The 18,020-nt window shown below is 53.2% G+C and carries 15 protein-coding genes and 1 other RNA gene; 9 read left to right on the plus strand and 7 right to left on the minus strand.

The features are described 5' to 3' along the window. Positions 1-73 precede the first annotated feature (73 nt). Positions 74-727: a DUF166 family (seleno)protein DfsP gene (dfsP, locus tag AB7S84_RS04420; protein ID WP_267461781.1), complete on the plus strand. Its 654-nt coding sequence runs from the start codon at positions 74-76 to the stop codon at positions 725-727. Positions 728-1,264: 537 nt separating this feature from the next. Continuing rightward, positions 1,265-1,876 carry a hypothetical protein gene (locus tag AB7S84_RS04425; RefSeq protein ID WP_428153112.1) on the plus strand — a complete coding sequence of 204 codons (612 nt, stop codon included), beginning with the start codon at positions 1,265-1,267 and terminating at the stop codon, positions 1,874-1,876. Between the two features lie 265 nt (positions 1,877-2,141). Here AB7S84_RS04425 and ffs read toward each other — a convergent pair. Then, positions 2,142-2,384, minus strand: an RNA gene (gene ffs / locus AB7S84_RS04430) — signal recognition particle sRNA large type. A 360-nt stretch (positions 2,385-2,744) separates the two neighbouring features. Between ffs and AB7S84_RS04435 the strand changes: the two genes are divergently transcribed. The 5 genes from AB7S84_RS04435 to AB7S84_RS04455 all read left to right on the plus strand — a co-directional run bounded on the left by AB7S84_RS04435 (position 2,745) and on the right by AB7S84_RS04455 (position 8,365). Continuing rightward, the gene (locus AB7S84_RS04435) at positions 2,745-3,173 is read left to right on the plus strand and encodes a DUF3568 family protein (protein WP_020878347.1); all 429 of its coding nucleotides are present in this window, start codon (positions 2,745-2,747) and stop codon (positions 3,171-3,173) included. After that, positions 3,148-4,620, plus strand: coding sequence for a tRNA lysidine(34) synthetase TilS (gene tilS, locus AB7S84_RS04440; RefSeq protein WP_428153114.1), 1,473 nt, complete (start codon positions 3,148-3,150; stop codon positions 4,618-4,620). Before AB7S84_RS04435 ends, tilS begins: the two co-directional genes overlap by 26 nt. Before the next feature lie 62 nt (positions 4,621-4,682). Next, positions 4,683-6,629: an ATP-dependent zinc metalloprotease FtsH gene (gene ftsH / locus AB7S84_RS04445; RefSeq protein ID WP_020878345.1), complete on the plus strand. Its 1,947-nt coding sequence runs from the start codon at positions 4,683-4,685 to the stop codon at positions 6,627-6,629. A 20-nt stretch (positions 6,630-6,649) separates the two neighbouring features. Continuing rightward, complete coding sequence (gene folP, locus AB7S84_RS04450; RefSeq protein WP_020878344.1) at positions 6,650-7,528, plus strand: dihydropteroate synthase; 879 nt, start codon at positions 6,650-6,652, stop codon at positions 7,526-7,528. A gap of 69 nt (positions 7,529-7,597) precedes the next feature. Continuing rightward, on the plus strand, positions 7,598-8,365 hold the full coding sequence (locus tag AB7S84_RS04455) for a tetratricopeptide repeat protein (protein ID WP_020878343.1): 768 nt from the start codon (positions 7,598-7,600) through the stop codon (positions 8,363-8,365). Positions 8,366-8,382: 17 nt separating this feature from the next. Here the strand turns inward: AB7S84_RS04455 and AB7S84_RS04460 are convergent, their stop codons facing one another. Continuing rightward, on the minus strand, positions 8,383-9,573 hold the full coding sequence (locus AB7S84_RS04460) for a trans-sulfuration enzyme family protein (RefSeq protein ID WP_428153119.1): 1,191 nt from the start codon (positions 9,571-9,573) through the stop codon (positions 8,383-8,385). Between the two features lie 709 nt (positions 9,574-10,282). On the opposite strand from AB7S84_RS04460, the gene AB7S84_RS04465 reads away from it, so the two are divergent. Then, positions 10,283-12,634, plus strand: coding sequence for a vitamin B12-dependent ribonucleotide reductase (locus AB7S84_RS04465; RefSeq protein WP_428153121.1), 2,352 nt, complete (start codon positions 10,283-10,285; stop codon positions 12,632-12,634). A gap of 28 nt (positions 12,635-12,662) precedes the next feature. Here the strand turns inward: AB7S84_RS04465 and AB7S84_RS04470 are convergent, their stop codons facing one another. After that, the gene (locus AB7S84_RS04470) at positions 12,663-13,460 is read right to left on the minus strand and encodes a sulfite exporter TauE/SafE family protein (protein WP_040416502.1); all 798 of its coding nucleotides are present in this window, start codon (positions 13,458-13,460) and stop codon (positions 12,663-12,665) included. Between the two features lie 171 nt (positions 13,461-13,631). Next, a complete protein-coding gene (locus tag AB7S84_RS04475) occupies positions 13,632-14,075 on the minus strand; it encodes an Hsp20/alpha crystallin family protein (RefSeq protein WP_428153123.1) in 444 nt (147 codons plus the stop codon). A 275-nt stretch (positions 14,076-14,350) separates the two neighbouring features. Between AB7S84_RS04475 and AB7S84_RS04480 the strand changes: the two genes are divergently transcribed. Further along, positions 14,351-14,956: a hypothetical protein gene (locus AB7S84_RS04480; protein ID WP_020878338.1), complete on the plus strand. Its 606-nt coding sequence runs from the start codon at positions 14,351-14,353 to the stop codon at positions 14,954-14,956. A gap of 13 nt (positions 14,957-14,969) precedes the next feature. On the opposite strand, the gene tsaD is transcribed toward AB7S84_RS04480, so the two are convergent. Genes tsaD through AB7S84_RS04495 form a run of 3 tightly spaced genes read right to left on the minus strand, consistent with a single transcriptional unit; the run spans position 14,970 to position 17,945 of the window. Beyond that, on the minus strand, positions 14,970-15,971 hold the full coding sequence (tsaD, locus tag AB7S84_RS04485; protein ID WP_020878337.1) for a tRNA (adenosine(37)-N6)-threonylcarbamoyltransferase complex transferase subunit TsaD: 1,002 nt from the start codon (positions 15,969-15,971) through the stop codon (positions 14,970-14,972). Further along, a complete protein-coding gene (locus AB7S84_RS04490) occupies positions 15,968-16,114 on the minus strand; it encodes a hypothetical protein (RefSeq protein ID WP_153302763.1) in 147 nt (48 codons plus the stop codon). Before AB7S84_RS04490 ends, tsaD begins: the two co-directional genes overlap by 4 nt. Continuing rightward, the gene (locus AB7S84_RS04495; protein ID WP_070962401.1) at positions 16,107-17,945 is read right to left on the minus strand and encodes a glycosyl transferase; all 1,839 of its coding nucleotides are present in this window, start codon (positions 17,943-17,945) and stop codon (positions 16,107-16,109) included. Before AB7S84_RS04495 ends, AB7S84_RS04490 begins: the two co-directional genes overlap by 8 nt. Positions 17,946-18,020: the final 75 nt, after the last annotated feature.

Raw genomic sequence — 18,020 nt, forward strand, 5'->3', positions numbered from 1 at the left:
CTAAAACAGCCTTGAATTTTTGCCCATTTCAGGACTACGGGAAACCCCGACGGCAAGGGAAAGGATACTGGCTATGGCCTGTGATGAACAGCAGCGAATTGTCGTATTTCAGCAGCATGCCTCCGGTGCCGGTAAAATTCGAGGTATCAGACTATATGGAGGTGGGCAGTTCAAAATTCAGACGATCTCCATTGACGACGACCTTCCCCCGATATTGGACGAGACGGACCGTTACTTTCCGAAGACCCTTTACGCGGATCTGGTCCTGAATTATCTCAACCATCCGGATCTGTCCTGTGATCTTGTGGAAAAATGCATAGCACAGGGGATTCCGGTAGTGGTTCCCGGCAAGAAAGGGGGCTTGAAGGGCGTCTATACCGCCCCCACCTGATGCGGTCTTACCCGGCAGGTCGGCCTGGGACGTTATGGTGAACACTTTGGTCTACCCGAGTACAGCATCGAAATTTGCCGCGAAAAAATCGCAGACATAAAGGTTGTCCGCGGCGCCCCTTGTGGCGCGACATGGCAGGCAGCCCGGCGGATTATCGGACTCGATGTATCGGCGGCCGTGACACGCATCGGCCTGGAGGCTCAGTTTTTCTGTATCGCGGATCCGGCCGCTTGGGATCCGATCTATGGACACAGCCCCGTCCATTATGCCGGAGAATTCCACATTGCCGCCGTCCGTCGTGCACTCAAGGGATTGAAATCAAAGAGCGTTGGGTGATGCCGTCAAGCATTCGGCAGGAGATCGTTTTCAACAGCGGTGATGATAGTCGCTTAAGGCCCATATACGGCTTTTTTTGAAAGCCTTTCTCGGAAAAATAAACCCACAGACAAAAACAAACACAGAATGATGCGAGATCATCTTTTTGATTTTCTTGTAAAAATTAAATATTTTTTTGACAAGGCCATGACTTTAAATTATATTCCAGAATTCCGTCTCGCCAGGGTTGGTATTCCAGCTCCCTGAAAGGAGAAATTTATAACCTCCCGCACTATAGGGCAATCGACCATCTTTCATGAAGAAACACCTCGTGGCAGAAGATCGGGCCCGAAAGGCATGCCGAATCGCTGCTTCGTCGGCCACGTTTTCCCGGCCACCCTGAACGCTCAAATGAAACCGAATCACAGGCGATTCCGGAAAAAATACCTTGGATGGCATAGCCGCCCCGCATTCCGGACATTCCCGCCAAATCGGTAGGGTAAGAGAAGAGAAGAGAAGAGAAGAGAAGAGACAACATACCAGGGAAAGGAAGGAAAAATGAATGATTTTTTGAAAAGCCTCCGCTCCAACAGCAAGGACAAACGCTACGATCGCAATGACCGTAATGAAAGGCCGAATCGCCGGCAATACGGGAACGGCAACTACGGGAACTCGGCCTACAGCGGCAATCCCCAGTACAAGAACGACAGAAATAACGGCAATCTCAGAAAACCCCACAGACCTTTTGAGGACAACAGGATGTCCCTCTTGCTGGAAGAGGCCCTACCCGAAATCAAAGAGGCCGTATCGCGCCTGGCGAATGCAGGCGAACGGCTGGTCGCAGCGGAAGAACGCAAAGCCAACGCCATGGAAAGGCTCTCAAATTCGCTTCAGGAACTCCTCCTGGGCGGTTCTCCCCTTGCGGTTTCACGAAACGAGCCCCCCGGCATCGATGCCGCGTCGGCCGCAGCAGCCCACGACAATGCACAAAAGCCGACCAACAACGTAACAAGAGAAGCCGTTCTCGACATCATTCTGACGATGCGCGAAGAAGGTGCTACCTACGGCAAGATCGCCGACCATCTGGAATCGGAAAATATCCCGACATTCTCCAGGAAAGGAAAGTGGCATGCCCAGACCATTCATCGGGTATGCCGGGAATGCGCCTGAATTCACATCCGTACCGATCGATTAAACGGCACTTGGTCGCGTCTTGCGAAAGCCACCACAAGACCGGGGATGTTCAACCCTCGCTCCTGTGTGATTTCAAGGAAAGCGATTCCGCAAAATGATGTTTACTCAACTGTCGACTTTCATGATGGTGACCGGATAGCGGTGCCGGTAGGATACGGCCTATGAAAGTCGACAGTTGGGATGTTTGAAAAAAATGTTTCAGGGGATGGTGGGATTCAATGGAGCGGCGAGCTGAAAGCGGTTGTGCACCCCCTGGTCGAATCTTTTCCTTTCAACACGCCACAGATTGACCGGGATCGATCCGCGACACAGACGCCATCACTTATTGCTGCTTCCTTCCGGACCTGACAAGGTTCGTGAGTGTCTGTTGCGCGGCGGCCGGTCAAAGCGGCACGTATCGGGGACAAGATCCTCGAGGGGGAATTCAGCCCCGCATAAAGCGGATTTCGGGTAGAGGGCACCGCTAGCTCCCCGCCTAGCACAACCACCTTTTTATACTCGAAATGATTTTGTTAATCAAGTGAAAAGATGTTTTCTTCTCTCCGCCGTCCGGATCCAACCCTTTATAAAGCGCCGAATGGGGGTTTTTCTGTTGACACCGCTCTCACCGCATCGTAAAAGTATATTTTTTACAGACAGATAGTACCAAACCGAAAAACAGGGATACACTCCCCATGCCCAGACATTCTTCAGCCCTGATCAGAAAACGTCCAAGGCTGCCCGGGCACCTCAAAACCGGCGTTCCCCTGACATGCCGAACGGTGGGAGAATCGTGCGCCCCAGGTTCTGAAGCGATTCGACAGGGACAGACCTTTCGGATCTCCGCATCGAAGAAGCAACGGCGGTGGATGAGAGAAAGGTAAAAACCGTGAAACAGCACAACGCCATGCAGTCCTTGAAAATGGTCATTTCGATGCTCATCAGCTGTCAAACCATCATCGGCTGTGCCTTTTTTGTTACCGGCGCGGTTGTTGGCGCGGGGGCCTACACTTACGTCAACGGAGAGCTGAAACGTTCATATCAGGCAGCCTATGAGCAAACCGTCCAGGCTTCCCTGTCCGCCATGAAAGAGATGAACATCGAGGTGATATCCATCGAAAAGCAGGGGTTGACAACAACTATAGAAGGAAACATCAACGGAAAACCTGTCGTAACCCGCATCTCCAGAATGGATGTCAACATTTCCGAGGTCGCGGTTCGCTCCGGCTATGTGGGGGTATGGGATAAAAATTTTTCCACTGCGGTTCATGAAAAAATCGCCCTTCACCTGTGATCATAACCTGATTCAAACTGTCGTTAAAACCATTGTCCGGCATGATATGCTCACGCCGGGAGATGTTGTTCTGGTGGGTGTTTCAGGTGGTCCGGATTCCGTCGCCCTTCTTCATGTCCTGGTCCGGATAGCTGAACGATTGTCATTCTCCATCGGCGTGGCGCACCTCAATCACGGACTCCGCGGCGGGGCTTCCGACGGAGACGCCCGATTCGTGGCTGAGATCGCCGATGCACTTCATCTACCCTGCCACTCCGCGCGTCGGGAGGTAGCGGCTTATCGGCGGACCCGAAAACTTTCACCTGAAGAGGCGGCTCGCAGTGCGCGGTATGAATTCTTCGAGGACACTGCCGTAAGCCATGGATACAACAAGATCGCACTCGGTCATCATGCCGACGACAATGCAGAACTCGTCATGATGTACCTTCTCCGAGGCAGCGGACCCGCAGGCATCGCAGGGATACCGCCCGTCCGGGACGGTCGTTATGTAAGACCGATGTCAAATGTCAGCCGACGACAAATCATCGCTTTTCTATCGAAAAACGGGATTGGATACCGCATCGATGGGTCCAACGCCGATGTGCGCTTTACGAGAAATCGCATCCGACATCGGTTGATCCCAATGCTTCAAAAGGACTACAATCCAAGGATTTCCCACACCCTGAATCGCCTGGCTGACATCCTCAGGGCCGAAGAGGAATGGCTGGATCCCCTTGTCCGGGAAATGTTCGAGCGTTGTCGGTTGAAGGGAAGTGTCGATTCCGTCGTCCTTTCCGTGCCGGAGCTCGACAGGATCGGATTGGCACCCCGGCGGCGGATAATCCGCATGGCTATTTCGAGGATCAAAGGTGATCTTCGGCGAATCGAGCTGGCGCATATCGACCGGGTGTCGGTGGAGATGCTGGCGGTCTCTTCCGTGCGGACAAAGACCATCCACCTGCCGGATCGGATCAGGGTAACCCGGACGGATGCAGCGCTTTGCATCTGCCGTGAATCGGTCCCGCTCCGGCGAATGTCCCTGTCATCATCGCCCCCGGATTACGACTATCAGGTAGCCGACGTTCCAACCCATTGGAAACCGACAGAACTCCGGATCGCGGAGATCGGTGGGCGGTTGCAGTTTTCAATGGCGTCCGTCGAAGACGTGGACGGCTGGCGAAAGACATCTCCAGATACCGCATTTTTCGACATGGCAGCGATCCATTTTCCTTTGACCGTCAGGAATTTCAGACCCGGTGACCGGTTCACCCCGCTGGGATTTTCAGGAACACAGAAGTTGAAAGCATTTTTCATCAACAACAAGATCCCCGTCGCGTTACGTCGGCAATGTCCCCTGTTGTTGAGCGATGAAAAGATTATCTGGGTCGTGGGGCACAGGATCGCCGAAAAGGCCAAAGTCGTCGCATCCAGCAAAAACCTGCTTAAGGTACAACTTTTGCTTGCCTAATTTGCAATGATGGTTAGAATAGTTCAATTGTACCCATAATTACGTTGAGGAGGGATTTTTCCTTGAACCCGTTTTACAAAAATTTGGCTTTGTGGCTGGTCATCACCCTGATGATGATCATGCTCTATAACTTGTTCAATCAACAGAATCTGGCCGAAACCAACGTCAGCTACACCGAATTTTTGGGAATGGTTAATGCGGGCGAGGTTTCGGAAGTGACCATACAGGGACAGGAAATCGTCGTCACGGATAGAAACCGAAAACGTTTCAAGGTCTACGCACCCGAGGACAACGACCTGATCCGCAGGCTGGAAAACAAGGATGTCGTTATCAAGGCCAGGCCTCCGGCTGAATCTCCCTGGTACATGACAGTCCTCGTTTCCTGGTTTCCCATGATGATCCTGATCGGGGTATGGATATTCTTCATGCGCCAGATGCAGTCAGGAGGCGGAAAGGCGATGTCCTTCGGGAAAAGCCGTGCCCGCCTGATGACGGACCAGTCGGCCAAGGTAACCTTCGACGATGTTGCCGGCATTGACGAGGCCAAGGAGGAGTTGGGAGAGATTGTCGAATTCCTTAAGGATCCGAAAAAATTCACTCGACTGGGTGGACGGATCCCCAAAGGCGTTCTGCTTATGGGACCTCCGGGAACAGGCAAAACACTTCTTGGACGGGCCATTGCCGGTGAGGCCGGCGTACCGTTTTTCAGTATCAGTGGATCGGACTTCGTCGAGATGTTCGTGGGTGTAGGGGCCTCCCGCGTTCGGGACCTGTTTCTCCAGGGCAAAAAAAATGCACCCTGCATCATCTTCATCGACGAGATTGACGCCGTAGGGCGACACCGCGGCGCCGGTCTTGGCGGCGGCCATGATGAACGGGAGCAGACCCTTAACCAGCTTCTGGTGGAAATGGACGGTTTCGAGTCCAATGAAGGCGTCATTCTGGTGTCTGCCACCAACCGCCCCGACGTTCTGGATCCGGCTTTGATGCGACCGGGGCGTTTCGACCGTCAGGTGGTGGTCTCCCTTCCGGATGTCAGAGGTCGGGAAAAGATACTCAAAGTACACATGAAAAAAACCCTCATCGCAAACGATGTAGATCCCGTGACCCTCGCCAAGGGCACGCCCGGATTTTCAGGGGCCGATCTGGAAAACCTGGTCAACGAGGCAGCCCTTTACGCTGCCAAACGGGATGCGGAAAAGGTCGCCATGGTCGATTTCGAGGAAGCCAAGGACAAGGTCTACATGGGGCTCGCGCGAAAATCCAAGGTTATCAAGGACGAAGACCGAAAGGTGACGGCCTACCATGAAGGCGGACACGCCCTCGTAGCCCGCTTTATGCCCCATACCAGCGTCGTGAACAAAATTACGATTATTCCCCGCGGTCGGGCCGCGGGCGTGACGTGGTTTCTACCGGAGGAACAAGACTTCAAATACAAGGATCAGCTGGAAAGCGAATTGGCCGTGGCCTTCGGCGGCCGGGCCGCGGAGGAAATTATCTTCAAGCGGATCAGCACGGGAGCCTCCAATGACATCAAACAAGCCACCGAAATAGCCCAGAACATGATTCGGGCCTGGGGGATGAGCGAAAAACTGGGCCCCCTCTCGTACGCCAAGGGAGAAGAGCAGGTTTTCCTCGGTCGGGAGATCGCCCAGCATCGAGACTACTCCGAAGAGACGGCTCGGCTCATTGACAGTGAAGTATCCGCCCTCATCAACGGCGCCTACCAACAAGCACGTAAGGTCCTCGAGGAAAACATGGACATTCTGCATAAGCTTGCGGAACTTTTGTTGGAAAAGGAAACCGTTATGGGATCTGAACTGAACGACCTGATCCTGACGATGCGCCCCGGCATCCGCCTCCCGTCGTTTCATCCTTCACCGGAAAACAAAGACGATGCCGATGACGCCTCTGCCGATGAATCCGACACCCTGAAACAAAAGTCGGACACTCCGGACGATGTGTCCGACTCCGGCAACGATGATCCCGAGCGACGCGGCAAGCATTAGTCGTCCATAGAAAGAATCTCATGAAACACTATACGTTAACCCTGAAAAACCGTCAGATGGAATTGGGAGAGCGGACCTGCATTATGGGAATTCTCAACATTACCCCAAATTCCTTCTCTGACGGCGGGCGTTTTTTCGACACTGAAACCGCCTTGGCCCATGCGGAGCAGATGGCCCGTTCAGGGGCCGATATCATCGACATCGGCGGGGAGTCCACCCGGCCTTTTTCCGATCCTGTTTCCCCTGAAGAAGAGATCAAACGGGTTGTACCGGTCATCGAGAAGCTTTCCGAACGCATCGATATCCCCATCTCCATCGACACCACCAAGGCGTCGGTGGCCCGCCAGGCCATTGCAGCCGGAGCCGCCGTCATCAACGATATTTCCGGTCTTCGCCTGGATCCGGAAATTGCCGAGGTTGCGGCACAGTATGGCGCACCCCTGATTCTGATGCACATGAAGGGAACGCCCAAAACCATGCAGGCACATCCGCATTACGACGACCTGATCGGCGAAATCGGGGAGTTTCTCGAAAACGCCATTGCAAAGGCACGAGCCGCCGGTGTTCCCCAAAACCGCATCATCGCCGATCCGGGGATCGGATTCGGAAAGACACTGTCCCACAACCTCTGCCTGATCAACCGTCTGAACGCTTTTGAACGCCTGGATGTACCGATCCTGGTAGGCTCTTCCCGAAAATCTTTTATCCGCAGCCTCCTCAGAAAGAACGATCAGCCGGATATCGATCCGGCCCACCCTCGGGTGGAAACCGGCACCCAGGCCACCGTGGCGGCCGCTATCCTGAGGGGCGCACACATCGTTAGAGTCCACGATGTGGAAAATACCGTCGTTACCGCGAGAATCATCGATGCCATACGAAACGTTTCCGACAACCCATGAGGCTTTCGCCCCGTCCGCACCCGGATCACGCCGGGGATACCGCTGACGCCCTATGATGAGAACGAGGACATGACCAGCAGAAAACGGATCGGGATGATCATCATTCTGATGATCGCCGTCATGGTTTCTTGTGCGCCAGGGAACAAGGTGTTGACGAATCGCCGGGCAGAGGCTTCCAGGGATCTGGGAGAGGCCTACATGCAGGAAGGAAACTACTCCGCCGCCCTGAGAGAACTTCTCAAAGCTGAAAAGGCTTTGCCGGCGGACCCTTTTGTCAAGAACGATCTGGGCCTTGTCTATCTCGCCAAGGAACGGCCCGAAACGGCCGTCAACTACTTCAAGAAAGCCATCGCCCTCAATCCTGATTACGCACCGGCACGAAACAACCTCGGTACGGCCTATCTCGCCCTTAAGGACTGGGATGCGGCCATCAAGACGCTGACGGTGCTGACGGATGACCTTCTCTATGCATCCCCCCATCTCCCTCTCTACAACCTGGGCCAAGCCTATTACAACAAGCGGAATTTTACCACGGCCCTCAAATATTATCAGGAGGCTTTGGAGCGAAACCCTCAATTCGTTCTGGCCTATCGCGGTATGGGCCAGACATACATGGTTATGAACCAGTTTCCCAAGGCCATCGAAAACTTTGAAAAGGGTCTGGAGATCGCGCCGCGGTTTCCGCCGCTCTATCTCAATCTTGCCGAGGCTTACCAGGCGGCCCGAAATCGCCGGGCGGCCGTCGAAACATACCAGAAAGTGATCGCCCTCTTCCCCCATACGGAATACGCCGAAGCAGCCCGGAAAAGACTCGCGAACGAACGCGAACCGATATGACATAGAAAGGATAGACGTCAGGAAATACCGTCCAGGGCCTGCTTGAGATCGCCCATGATGTCATCGGGGTGTTCGAGGCCGACGGATAGACGGATGAGTCCGTCCGAGATGCCCGCCAGTCGTCTCTCTGCCGGGGAATAAACGGCGTGGGTCATGGAGGCGGGATGTTGGATGAGGGTTTCACAATCCCCCAGGCTCACCGCAAGAGTACATAAGGTTACGGTGTTCATCACCGTCTTTCCGGCAGGAATCCCACCGCGCACCTCGAACGCAATCATGCCCCCATACTTTTTCATCTGCCGCCGGGCAACCATATGCCCCGGATGGGTGGGCAGACCCGGGTAGAAAACCGCCGCCACCCGGGGATGAGAAGAGAGACGTTCTGCGATGGTGAAAGCGCTGTCGCTATGACGCGCCATCCGGAGGGCCAATGTCTTGATCCCTCTCAGGATCAGCCATGCGTTGAATGGACTCATGACCGGTCCGAAATGCTTCATGTACGATGTCTTGATATGCCGAATCATTCGATCGCTTCCCACAATGACCCCTCCGATGAGATCCCCGTGGCCGCCCAGATATTTCGTGGCGGAATGAATCACCAGGTCCGCTCCCAGAGCGAGAGGATGCTGCAGGTAAGGCGAGGCGAACGTATTGTCGACGACGAGTGGGATCCCATGAAACCCGGCCACGTCTGCCCATAAGGAGATGTCAATGATGTCGAGGGTCGGGTTTGCGGGAGTTTCAACATAGAGAAATCGGGTTTTGGCATCTATTCGCTGCTCGATCTCTTCTCGGATACCGCTTAGCCGGGGTGAAATGAAACGGGCACGGATATCGAACCGCGCCAGGTCGGTATTGAACAGCGCGAAGGTTCCGCCGTACACGGTGCTGCAGGAGACAAAATTATCGCCGGGAGCTGCCAGGGTCATCGCCACGGCGGCAACGGCAGCCATGCCCGAAGCCGTGGCTGCCGAAGACTCCCCACCTTCAAGGACAGCGATTTTTCTTTCCAGAAGATCTACGGTAGGATTGCCGAGACGGGTATATATGTATCCGTCACGCTTTCCTGAAAAAAGGTCGGCACCCTGATCCACATCCTGAAATTTGAAGGTGGAAGTCATATGAATCGGGGGAACAAGATCAAGGGACGTGACAGGTTCCGCATGAATCCCGTGAACGATTTCCGTCTCTCTGGTGAGTTTTTTCATCCGAAAGGCTCCTTTTTCTATAGGTCCCAGGAATTGGGAAAACAGTGTTCCACAGGCAGTTGTCCGAGATTGGTGCTGTCGAAGGATCAATCCAGGTTCATTATTGACAGGCCGCAGTCTCTTTTTCAAGCCATTCATGCGGCTTCATTCACTCCGGGTCTGCTTTTCCCGGCCGAACGATTGGGAGCGGGCCACCGGGTCTCTCGTGTCTTTTTGCTGCAGATTTAACGGCTTATCGTTTTTAACATTTTCTCAATATGTAGTGGAACAAAATGTATTGACATACAATATATTGTGTCATATTGTACATATTATATATAATAAATCATAAAATCAACATTACAGGCCAGACCTCGAAATCCCCTATGAATGATCGTGTTGAGCGACACATGTTGATAATTCCTAAAGATTCCGAGCGCTGTTCAGATGCCGTCGCTTCAAGTCGAATGTTTTCCCATCGCTCGGATCGTTGCGAGCCTCCCGTTAAAAGACAAGATCTCCTGCTCGAAAACCGGTAAGCACCGATCCGCAATCGATTACGGATCCAAACAGCTGACCCAGAATCCCAATGGAGAAAATTGGCATGTCACAAATCCGTAAAATTTTAGTGACTGAAAAAGAACGGTTGATATTGAATACCCACCTATGGGATGACCGTCAATTTTCAGACATCTTTGTTCGTCACAACCCCGTCACCAGGGATCAAGCCGTGAGTATCAGTCGCTTTCTGCGGGAGGTGATCGGGAAGATGGAAGAGGAAACCATTCCCCTGCCGCTCATCGACGAGATGATCCGGGAAAAAGCCATGTTATTGGGGTATCCGCATGTTTCTCCTTTAAAATTGGATAATGCCATGTTTCAAAACAACGGACCGATAATTTCCGGCAATGCAAAAGTGGTCCTGGAAAGGCGGTATCTGAGGAAAAACGATCAGGGGGATCCCATCGAGACGCCGACGGACATGTTTCGCAGGGTCGCTCATCATGTTGCCCAAGCGGAAATGCGTTACGGCGGTTCTGAGACCGCAGCGGAAATGGAAGCCATCTTCTACAGCATGATGACGGAGTTTCGGTTTCTGCCCAATTCACCCACCCTCATGAACGCCGGCCGCAGGCTCGGACAGTTGGCCGCCTGCTTTGTCCTTCCGGTGGAGGACAGCATGGAAGGGATATTCGATGCACTCAAGCATGCCGCCATCATTCACAAATCGGGCGGCGGCACCGGTTTTTCCTTTTCACGGTTGCGTCCGAAAAACAGTCGTGTGGGAACTACCGGCGGCGTGGCGTCAGGGCCTGTCTCCTTCATGAAGGTTTTCAACACCGCCACGGAACAGGTAAAACAGGGCGGCACCCGGCGGGGCGCTAACATGGCTATCCTTCGGGTCGACCATCCGGATATTCTGGAATTCATCCAATGCAAAGAAAAAGACAGTGATCTCAACAACTTCAACATATCTGTCGGCATTACGGATGCGTTCATGGATGCCCTGAAAAAAGGGTCCGACTATGATCTCATCGATCCTCGGGAAAAGCGGATTACAAAAAAACTCTCAAGCATCGAGGTCTTTGATACCCTCGTTTATCACGCCTGGAAAAATGGTGATCCGGGGATTGTTTTTCTCGATCGGATCAACCGGGACAATCCCACGCCCGCTCTTGGCGAAATCGAAAGCACCAACCCCTGCGGCGAACAGCCTCTGCTGCCTATGGAATCCTGTAATCTGGGTTCTGTCAACCTTGCCAAATTCGTTATGGAGAAAGAGGGCGCAGCCGTCATCGATTTCGAAGGGCTGTCACAAACGATCTACCATGCAATCCGCTTTCTCGACGATGTGATCGACATGTCCCTTTATCCGATACCCGAAATTGAGCGAATGGTCAAAGGCAACCGCAAAATCGGCCTCGGAGTTATGGGGTTTGCCGATATGCTCTACCAGCTGGGAATTCCCTACAACAGCGAAAAGGGCATAGAGACCGCCGAAACCCTGATGAAATTCTTCCAGGACACCGCTCATGATGCGTCGAGGGCGTTGGCCGAGACTCGGGGAACCTTTGAAAACTTCGAGCAAAGCGTTTACAAGGATCGAGAGGGCTGCGCCTATCGGAACGCAACCACGACAACCATAGCCCCCACCGGAACGCTCAGCATCATCGCCGGATGCTCTTCGGGTATCGAACCGCTCTTTGCCCTGAGCTTCACCAGAACCATCATGGACAACGACGAGATGATCGAGGTCAACCCTGTTTTTGAGGCAACGGCCAGGACCAGGGGATTCTACAGTCTCGAACTGATGAAAATGATTGCCCGGAAAGGCGGCATCCAGGGCCTGGGTAATATTCCCGAAGACGTCAAGCGAGTCTTCGTCACGGCTCACGACATCACGCCGGAATGGCATGTCCGCATGCAGGCCGCTTTTCAGAAATACACGGACAACGCCGTTTCGAAAACCGTCAATTTGCATAGGAACGCCGAAGTGGCCGATGTGATAAAGGTCTACAATCTGGCCTACGACCTCGGCTGCAAGGGTGTCACTATCTACCGGGACGGCAGCAAGGACAGACAGGTATTGTCCGTCAACAAAAACGAAACGAAGGCCAAACCCGTCGTCAAGGAGCGACCCGAAACGCTTGAGGGCTTTACAACGAAAATCAAAACCGGGCTGGGTGATCTCTATGTGACGGTTACGGAAATGGATGGACAACCCTTTGAGGTTTTTGCGACCATCGGCAAATCCGGTCGGTCCACCACGGCCAAAACCGAGGCCATCGGCCGTCTGATCTCCCTCGCCTTCAGATCGGGCATCAAGGTGGAAAAGGTGGTGGAACAGCTCAAGGGCATCGGCGGTGAGCATCCTATCTTCCAGAAGGGTGGGATTGTCCGCTCCATCCCCGATGCCATCAGCCAGATTCTGGAGAAGCGCTATCTGGCAGGCAAAAATAACGGGACCCACGATGTCGCCAATGACATCATGGGAACCTCATGCCCCGAATGCGGAGAGCCCCTCAGTTTTGAGGAAGGTTGCATGCTTTGCCACTTCTGTGGTTACAGTAAATGCGGTTAAGCCGAACGCGACGCGGTCTTACCGGGCATCAGAGAATGCTCCAGAGCATCCGCGTCGCCACCAGCAACAACAGGACAGCGAAGATTCTCTTCAACCGGGCCACCGGCAGGCTATGGGCCAGTCGGACCCCCAGGGGCGCGGTTATTACGCTGGCACAGACCAAACCGACGAGGGCGGGCAGATAGACATACCCAAGGGCATATGAAGGAAGGCCGGAAGCTCCCCAACCGTTATAGATGTATCCCGCCGTTCCGGCAACAGCGATAGGAAAACCAATAGCTGCGGAGGTCCCGATGGCATGGTGTACGGTCATATTGCACCAGATCATGAACGGAACGGACAGCGTCCCGCCTCCGATACCCACCAGGCTCGATACAGCACCGATCACGCTGCCCACGCCGAACATTCCGAGACTGCCGGGAAGCTGTCGGGAGCCCTTGGGCTTTCGGCCCGTCAGCATCTGAATCGCCACATAATAGAGGAACACGACGAAGAACCCCTTGAGAAACCCCGTGGACAAGCGAGCGGCGATGCACGTGCCCAGGAAGGTGCCGACGAGAATCCCGAGAACGATGCGTCGAACGACTACCCAGTGAACCGCTCCCCGCTTATGGTGCGCCCAGAAACTCGACACCGCCGTGAACACGATGCTGGCCATGGAGGTACCCAGAGCCAGATGCATTATCAGGTCGCTCGGCATCTTCTGCCAGGTGAAACAGAACACCAGCATGGGAACGATGACCAGGCCCCCGCCGATCCCGAGAAGCCCGGCTAAAACCCCCGCCACTGCGCCCATCGCCGTATACAGCAGAACAATCGAATACATCTCATCCTTTCTGAACAGATCGTCTTCCATGTGGTTTACAGGGCCGATATCACACATGAAAACACCACGCAACCGCTATCTTCGAAACGGGAAGCGCACGGGCGCACAGACAAAAGAGCACCGGGTACCGATTCCCCGGTGCTCATGCGTTGCGATGTATAGCGTATTCCGTCAGTGCACCTTGATCTGTTTAGGCTTTTTCTCCTCCGGTCTTGGAATACTGACGGTCAGTATCCCGTTCTTGAACTCAGCCGTAATATTCTCGGACGCGACGCCCTCGGGAAGGGAAAACGAACGCTGGAAGCTGCCAAAAACCCGCTCCTTTCGGTGATACCGCTTTTCTTTGACCTCCGTTTCACTGCATCGCTCACCTCTCACGGTCAGAATACCGTCCTTTACGTCTATGGTGATATCCTCTTTCTTCATACCGGGCAGTTCCGCTTTCACCACATAGGCATCATCGGTTTCGTACACATCCACAGCAGGAAGCCACCGACCATTCGTCAGTTCCGAATCATCGTAGCGAGCGGGGAAGGCCGTGTCGCCGAGCATCCGATACAGACTGTTACCTAAAAGCCTCACGTCGTTCCATGGATTCCATCTGACCAGTTGCATAACTTATCCTCCTTGTCATCATTATTTTGACGGGTTGATACTATTTTTGAATGATGTTATTTTATCATTGGGTTTGACTTTAATTTAGTGTCAAAATGATCAATGTCAATTTATATTTTAACTTTTTTTGCACATTATTATTTTATCAATCAATAATAAGTAATACACCAAAACAGATAAAAACATAACCGGGGAATAAGAATTATGCAACTATCGAAACAGGACTATGACAATCGGATGATTTAAAGTAATATGCAGATGGAAAGGAATGAATCATGAAGAAAAATGATGATGATCATATCCGTATTTCTCTGCCGGGAGCCAACGCATCGGATCTCAGGGGAAAACAATCGGTCCGGGCGACCTTCAAGTTGACTGAAGATGCCATCAATACCATCAGCATCGTCTCGATTCATCTGGGCATCAAACAGAAATCCCTCTTTGATCACCTGATTGAAGATATAAACGCTCTGGAAACGATCGCTCAGGAGATCGAACCCCGTGAGTTCAACCATCAGCAGCGAATTCAAAAAACTTTTGTTCTCAGTCGAAAAACACTCATGTCTCTTGAAAAGGTCTGCCGGAATTTCAATGCTCCCCGGGACATCCTGGTGGAATATTCAATCCAGCGTTTGTTACCGGTGATTATCCGGGAGCAGGAACGGCATCGACGGCGAAAGGAAATTCTGAAGGAATTGGAGGCGTTTCTCCGTCAGGGACAACAGATCCTGGAAAAATCGAAACACCTGCTCGGTGACGAGGACATGGTTTATGATCGCCTCGAACGGATGATGGGTGCCTGTACGACCACCTATGAACATGTGGCGGATTACATCGAACGGGGCAAGGTCATAGAGACGTTCAAAATCGATTCGGATTGAATTCCCGGCAGGATCAAGGTCGCTTCAATCGCGAGTAGACGTCGTCGGTCATCTGCGACAGATCCCCCCTTCGGATATAATGATAGCCTACAGCGGCAATCATCGCCGCATTGTCGCCGCAAAAATCCAGAGGTGGGACGTGAACCGAAATTTTTTTATCCGTCCCCTCGTGCAGCAGGCGGCACCGAAGACGCTCGTTGGCGGCCACGCCCCCCACCATGGCGATATCTCGACAGGCCGTGGTCTCGGCCGCACGGATCACCTTCTCGACCAGCACATCCACCACAGCTTCTTGAAATCCGGCTGCGATATCGGCTATCCGACCGTCAAGATCATCACCATGGCGTTTTATATACTGATTTACCGCCGTCTTCAACCCGCTGAAGCTGAAATCGAACCGATCTCTATCCAGGTAAGCCCGAGGGAATTTGATCTTTTCGGGATTTCCTCGGGCAGCCAGGCGTCCGAGCACGGCCCCGCCGGGATATCCCAGCCCCAACATTTTCGAGACCTTGTCAAAGGCTTCTCCGGCGGCATCATCCCGGGTCTGCCCCAACAGTTGAAAACAAGTGGGTCCGGTGACATAGTAGATGCTGGTGTGGCCGCCCGACGCCAAAAGCGCCACAAAGGGGAACGGCGGCGGCGCATCGCTCAGAAAAACCGAATGAAGATGCCCTTCCAGGTGATTAACCCCCCGCCAGGGCACCTTCAGCATCCGCGCCAACCCTTTGGCGAAGGAGAATCCCACCAAAAGAGCGCCAACCAGTCCAGGCCCTTGGGTGACGGCAATGCCGTCCAACCGGCTAAAGTCGATTTGGGCGTCCTCAAGAGCCTCTAATGTCACGGGAACAATGGATTCCAGGTGTTTTCGAGAAGCCAGTTCCGGCACCACTCCACCGTACCGGTGGTGAATATCGACCTGTGAAGCGACGATGGAAGAGAGAATCCGCCGACCATCTTCGACCAAAGCGGCCGCGGTTTCGTCGCAGGAGGTTTCAATGCCGAGTATGATCATGATGCATGGATCCCCGGGTCGGTTGTTTCGAGGAAAAACGTCGGCAAATTCCCTGAACAATCGTCTGTTGCATCAGTGGTGGAATAAAAACGACGCTGTCCCAAAAACAGGGCTGTCAAAATCAGCATAGCCTCATCAATCAAGATCGATCTCCTCCAGGCAAATCGAAAACCGCCTGAGTGAAAGGCCGTGATGTTTACAAAAGGCCTTCGCTGCGGAGATGGCGGCATCATTTTCTGCCGATGACATGAAAGAAATGAAAACACTGCCAAAGCCATATTGCGTAAACAGGCGCTCGATATCCTCGAATGTCCCCAGGATCGGATAGCCCTGCAACCGCTTACCGGTTTTGACGGGGTCGTCGTCGATGAAGCCGACAGGATTGATGCCGTGGGATTTGTTGTTGACGATTTCCCGGAGGAGAATCTCTCCTCCCCGTCCGGCACCATAGATGACGGCTTTTTCTCCCCCAAGGGTCTTCCGGCTCATGAAATCCATGGAAATCCGGAATGATCCGCGAGTCCCCAGCAACAGTCCCGTGGTAAGCAACCAGTCAATGACGAATAGCCCCTTCGAAAAGTCTCTGAAACGATAAAGGAAGGTTATGGCCGCAACGGTGAAGAGCGTTGCGAGAGTAGAGGCCTTGATAAAAGTAAACACGTCGTCTGCACTCATGAACCGCCAGAAACCGCGATAGACCCCTACAATAAAGAAGGCGATGAACTTGCAGGCAATGACGGCTGGAAGGGAGGACAAAAACAATTTGAAGTAAAAAGCAAATTCAGCATCACTGAACCGCAGGCGGTAAGAGAGATAATAGGAGAAGGCAATGAGTCCGAAATCGAGAAAGACCAGAACGATCTGGCGCTTATATGTCAGTTCCATGAGAATGGGCGTATAACCGTGATTTCTGAATACCGAAAACTCCTTTTCCTCGTATACCCGCAGTTGGGCTATATAAATAGCCATGAGCGACAAAGACAACCCCAGAGGAATGATGACGGCAGGCGAGGACAGCGTGTCGATATTGTTAACGACCATCGCGGCTATGCCGGAGATGATACCTACGCCGTACAGGAAGAGTACCGCCTGGCGCTGACTGAAGCCCATCAGAACCAAGCGATGGGAGGTATGGTCCCGCCCTCCGGTGGAGGCTTTCCGTCCGCTCAGAAGCCGTATGCTTGTCACCAGGATGGTGTCGAGAATCGACACCATGAGAACCATCACGGGAACACCATACAAGGCCATGGGTCCAGAGATAGAGGACTCCGTATAGTGTATCCCCAGCATGGCCAGGGTGAACCCGATGACGAGACTTCCGCAGTCGCCCATGAATATGGAAGCCGGGTTGAAATTATAGACGAGAAATCCCGCGAGAGATCCCGCCATGAGAAGTGCCGCCGGAATACCGTTTTCGACCCCGGAAAAGGCGAAGAGAAGACCGAAGTAGACGGCGGCAATCATCCCGACGCCGGCACAAAGCCCGTCCATATTGTCAATGAGATTGAAAGCGTTGGTGATACCCACGATCCAGAAGAGGGTTATCAGGGTATCCAACGTCATGGAGTGAAACCAGTGGAGACGGAATCCCAAAAACGTCATCAGGGAAGCCGCGAGTATCTGGCCGATTAACTTGGTATGGGGCTTGATGCGAAGGAAATCATCCACTATCCCCAAAATGAACATGAGGGTGGCGCCTACCCATATGGCGGCGTCAATGGCAGGGGCGGTGGGCGGAACCCTCCCGCCGAAGATATAGTCCCAGAACCCGTCGAAGTCCGCCATGATACCAAGCGGAACGCCCATAGCGAGGTATATGGCGACACCCCCCATCAGCGCAGTCGGTGTCTTGTGCCAACGATCCTTGACAGGATAAGCGACCCAATCCCGTTGTCGAGCGAGGAACCTCACCGCGGGTGTCAGTACCACGCAGGCAAGGAAGGATATCAGAAAAATTGCATATGGCGGGATCATCTTGATTTATCGGATAACGGCGGTATCGGTCAGGGCAGGTATTCTGGAGACCCCTCATACACAAAATCGCGGAAT

This window comes from Desulfococcus sp., assembly GCF_050178255.1.
GTDB classification, from domain to species: domain Bacteria; phylum Desulfobacterota; class Desulfobacteria; order Desulfobacterales; family Desulfococcaceae; genus Desulfococcus; species Desulfococcus multivorans.

What these genes read in the sequence shown, in the direction of transcription:
- AB7S84_RS04470 (WP_040416502.1), bottom strand. Translation starts at nt 13,460, where the DNA reads ATGTATTCGATTGTTCTGCTGTATACGGCGATGGGCGCAGTGGCGGGG.
- AB7S84_RS04425 (WP_428153112.1), top strand. Translation starts at nt 1,265, where the DNA reads ATGAATGATTTTTTGAAAAGCCTCCGCTCCAACAGCAAGGACAAACGC.
- AB7S84_RS04460 (WP_428153119.1), bottom strand. Translation starts at nt 9,573, where the DNA reads ATGAAAAAACTCACCAGAGAGACGGAAATCGTTCACGGGATTCATGCG.
- tilS (WP_428153114.1), top strand. Translation starts at nt 3,148, where the DNA reads ATGAAAAAATCGCCCTTCACCTGTGATCATAACCTGATTCAAACTGTC.
- AB7S84_RS04480 (WP_020878338.1), top strand. Translation starts at nt 14,351, where the DNA reads ATGAAGAAAAATGATGATGATCATATCCGTATTTCTCTGCCGGGAGCC.
- AB7S84_RS04455 (WP_020878343.1), top strand. Translation starts at nt 7,598, where the DNA reads ATGACCAGCAGAAAACGGATCGGGATGATCATCATTCTGATGATCGCC.
- tsaD (WP_020878337.1), bottom strand. Translation starts at nt 15,971, where the DNA reads ATGATCATACTCGGCATTGAAACCTCCTGCGACGAAACCGCGGCCGCT.
- AB7S84_RS04475 (WP_428153123.1), bottom strand. Translation starts at nt 14,075, where the DNA reads ATGCAACTGGTCAGATGGAATCCATGGAACGACGTGAGGCTTTTAGGT.
- folP (WP_020878344.1), top strand. Translation starts at nt 6,650, where the DNA reads ATGAAACACTATACGTTAACCCTGAAAAACCGTCAGATGGAATTGGGA.
- AB7S84_RS04495 (WP_070962401.1), bottom strand. Translation starts at nt 17,945, where the DNA reads ATGATCCCGCCATATGCAATTTTTCTGATATCCTTCCTTGCCTGCGTG.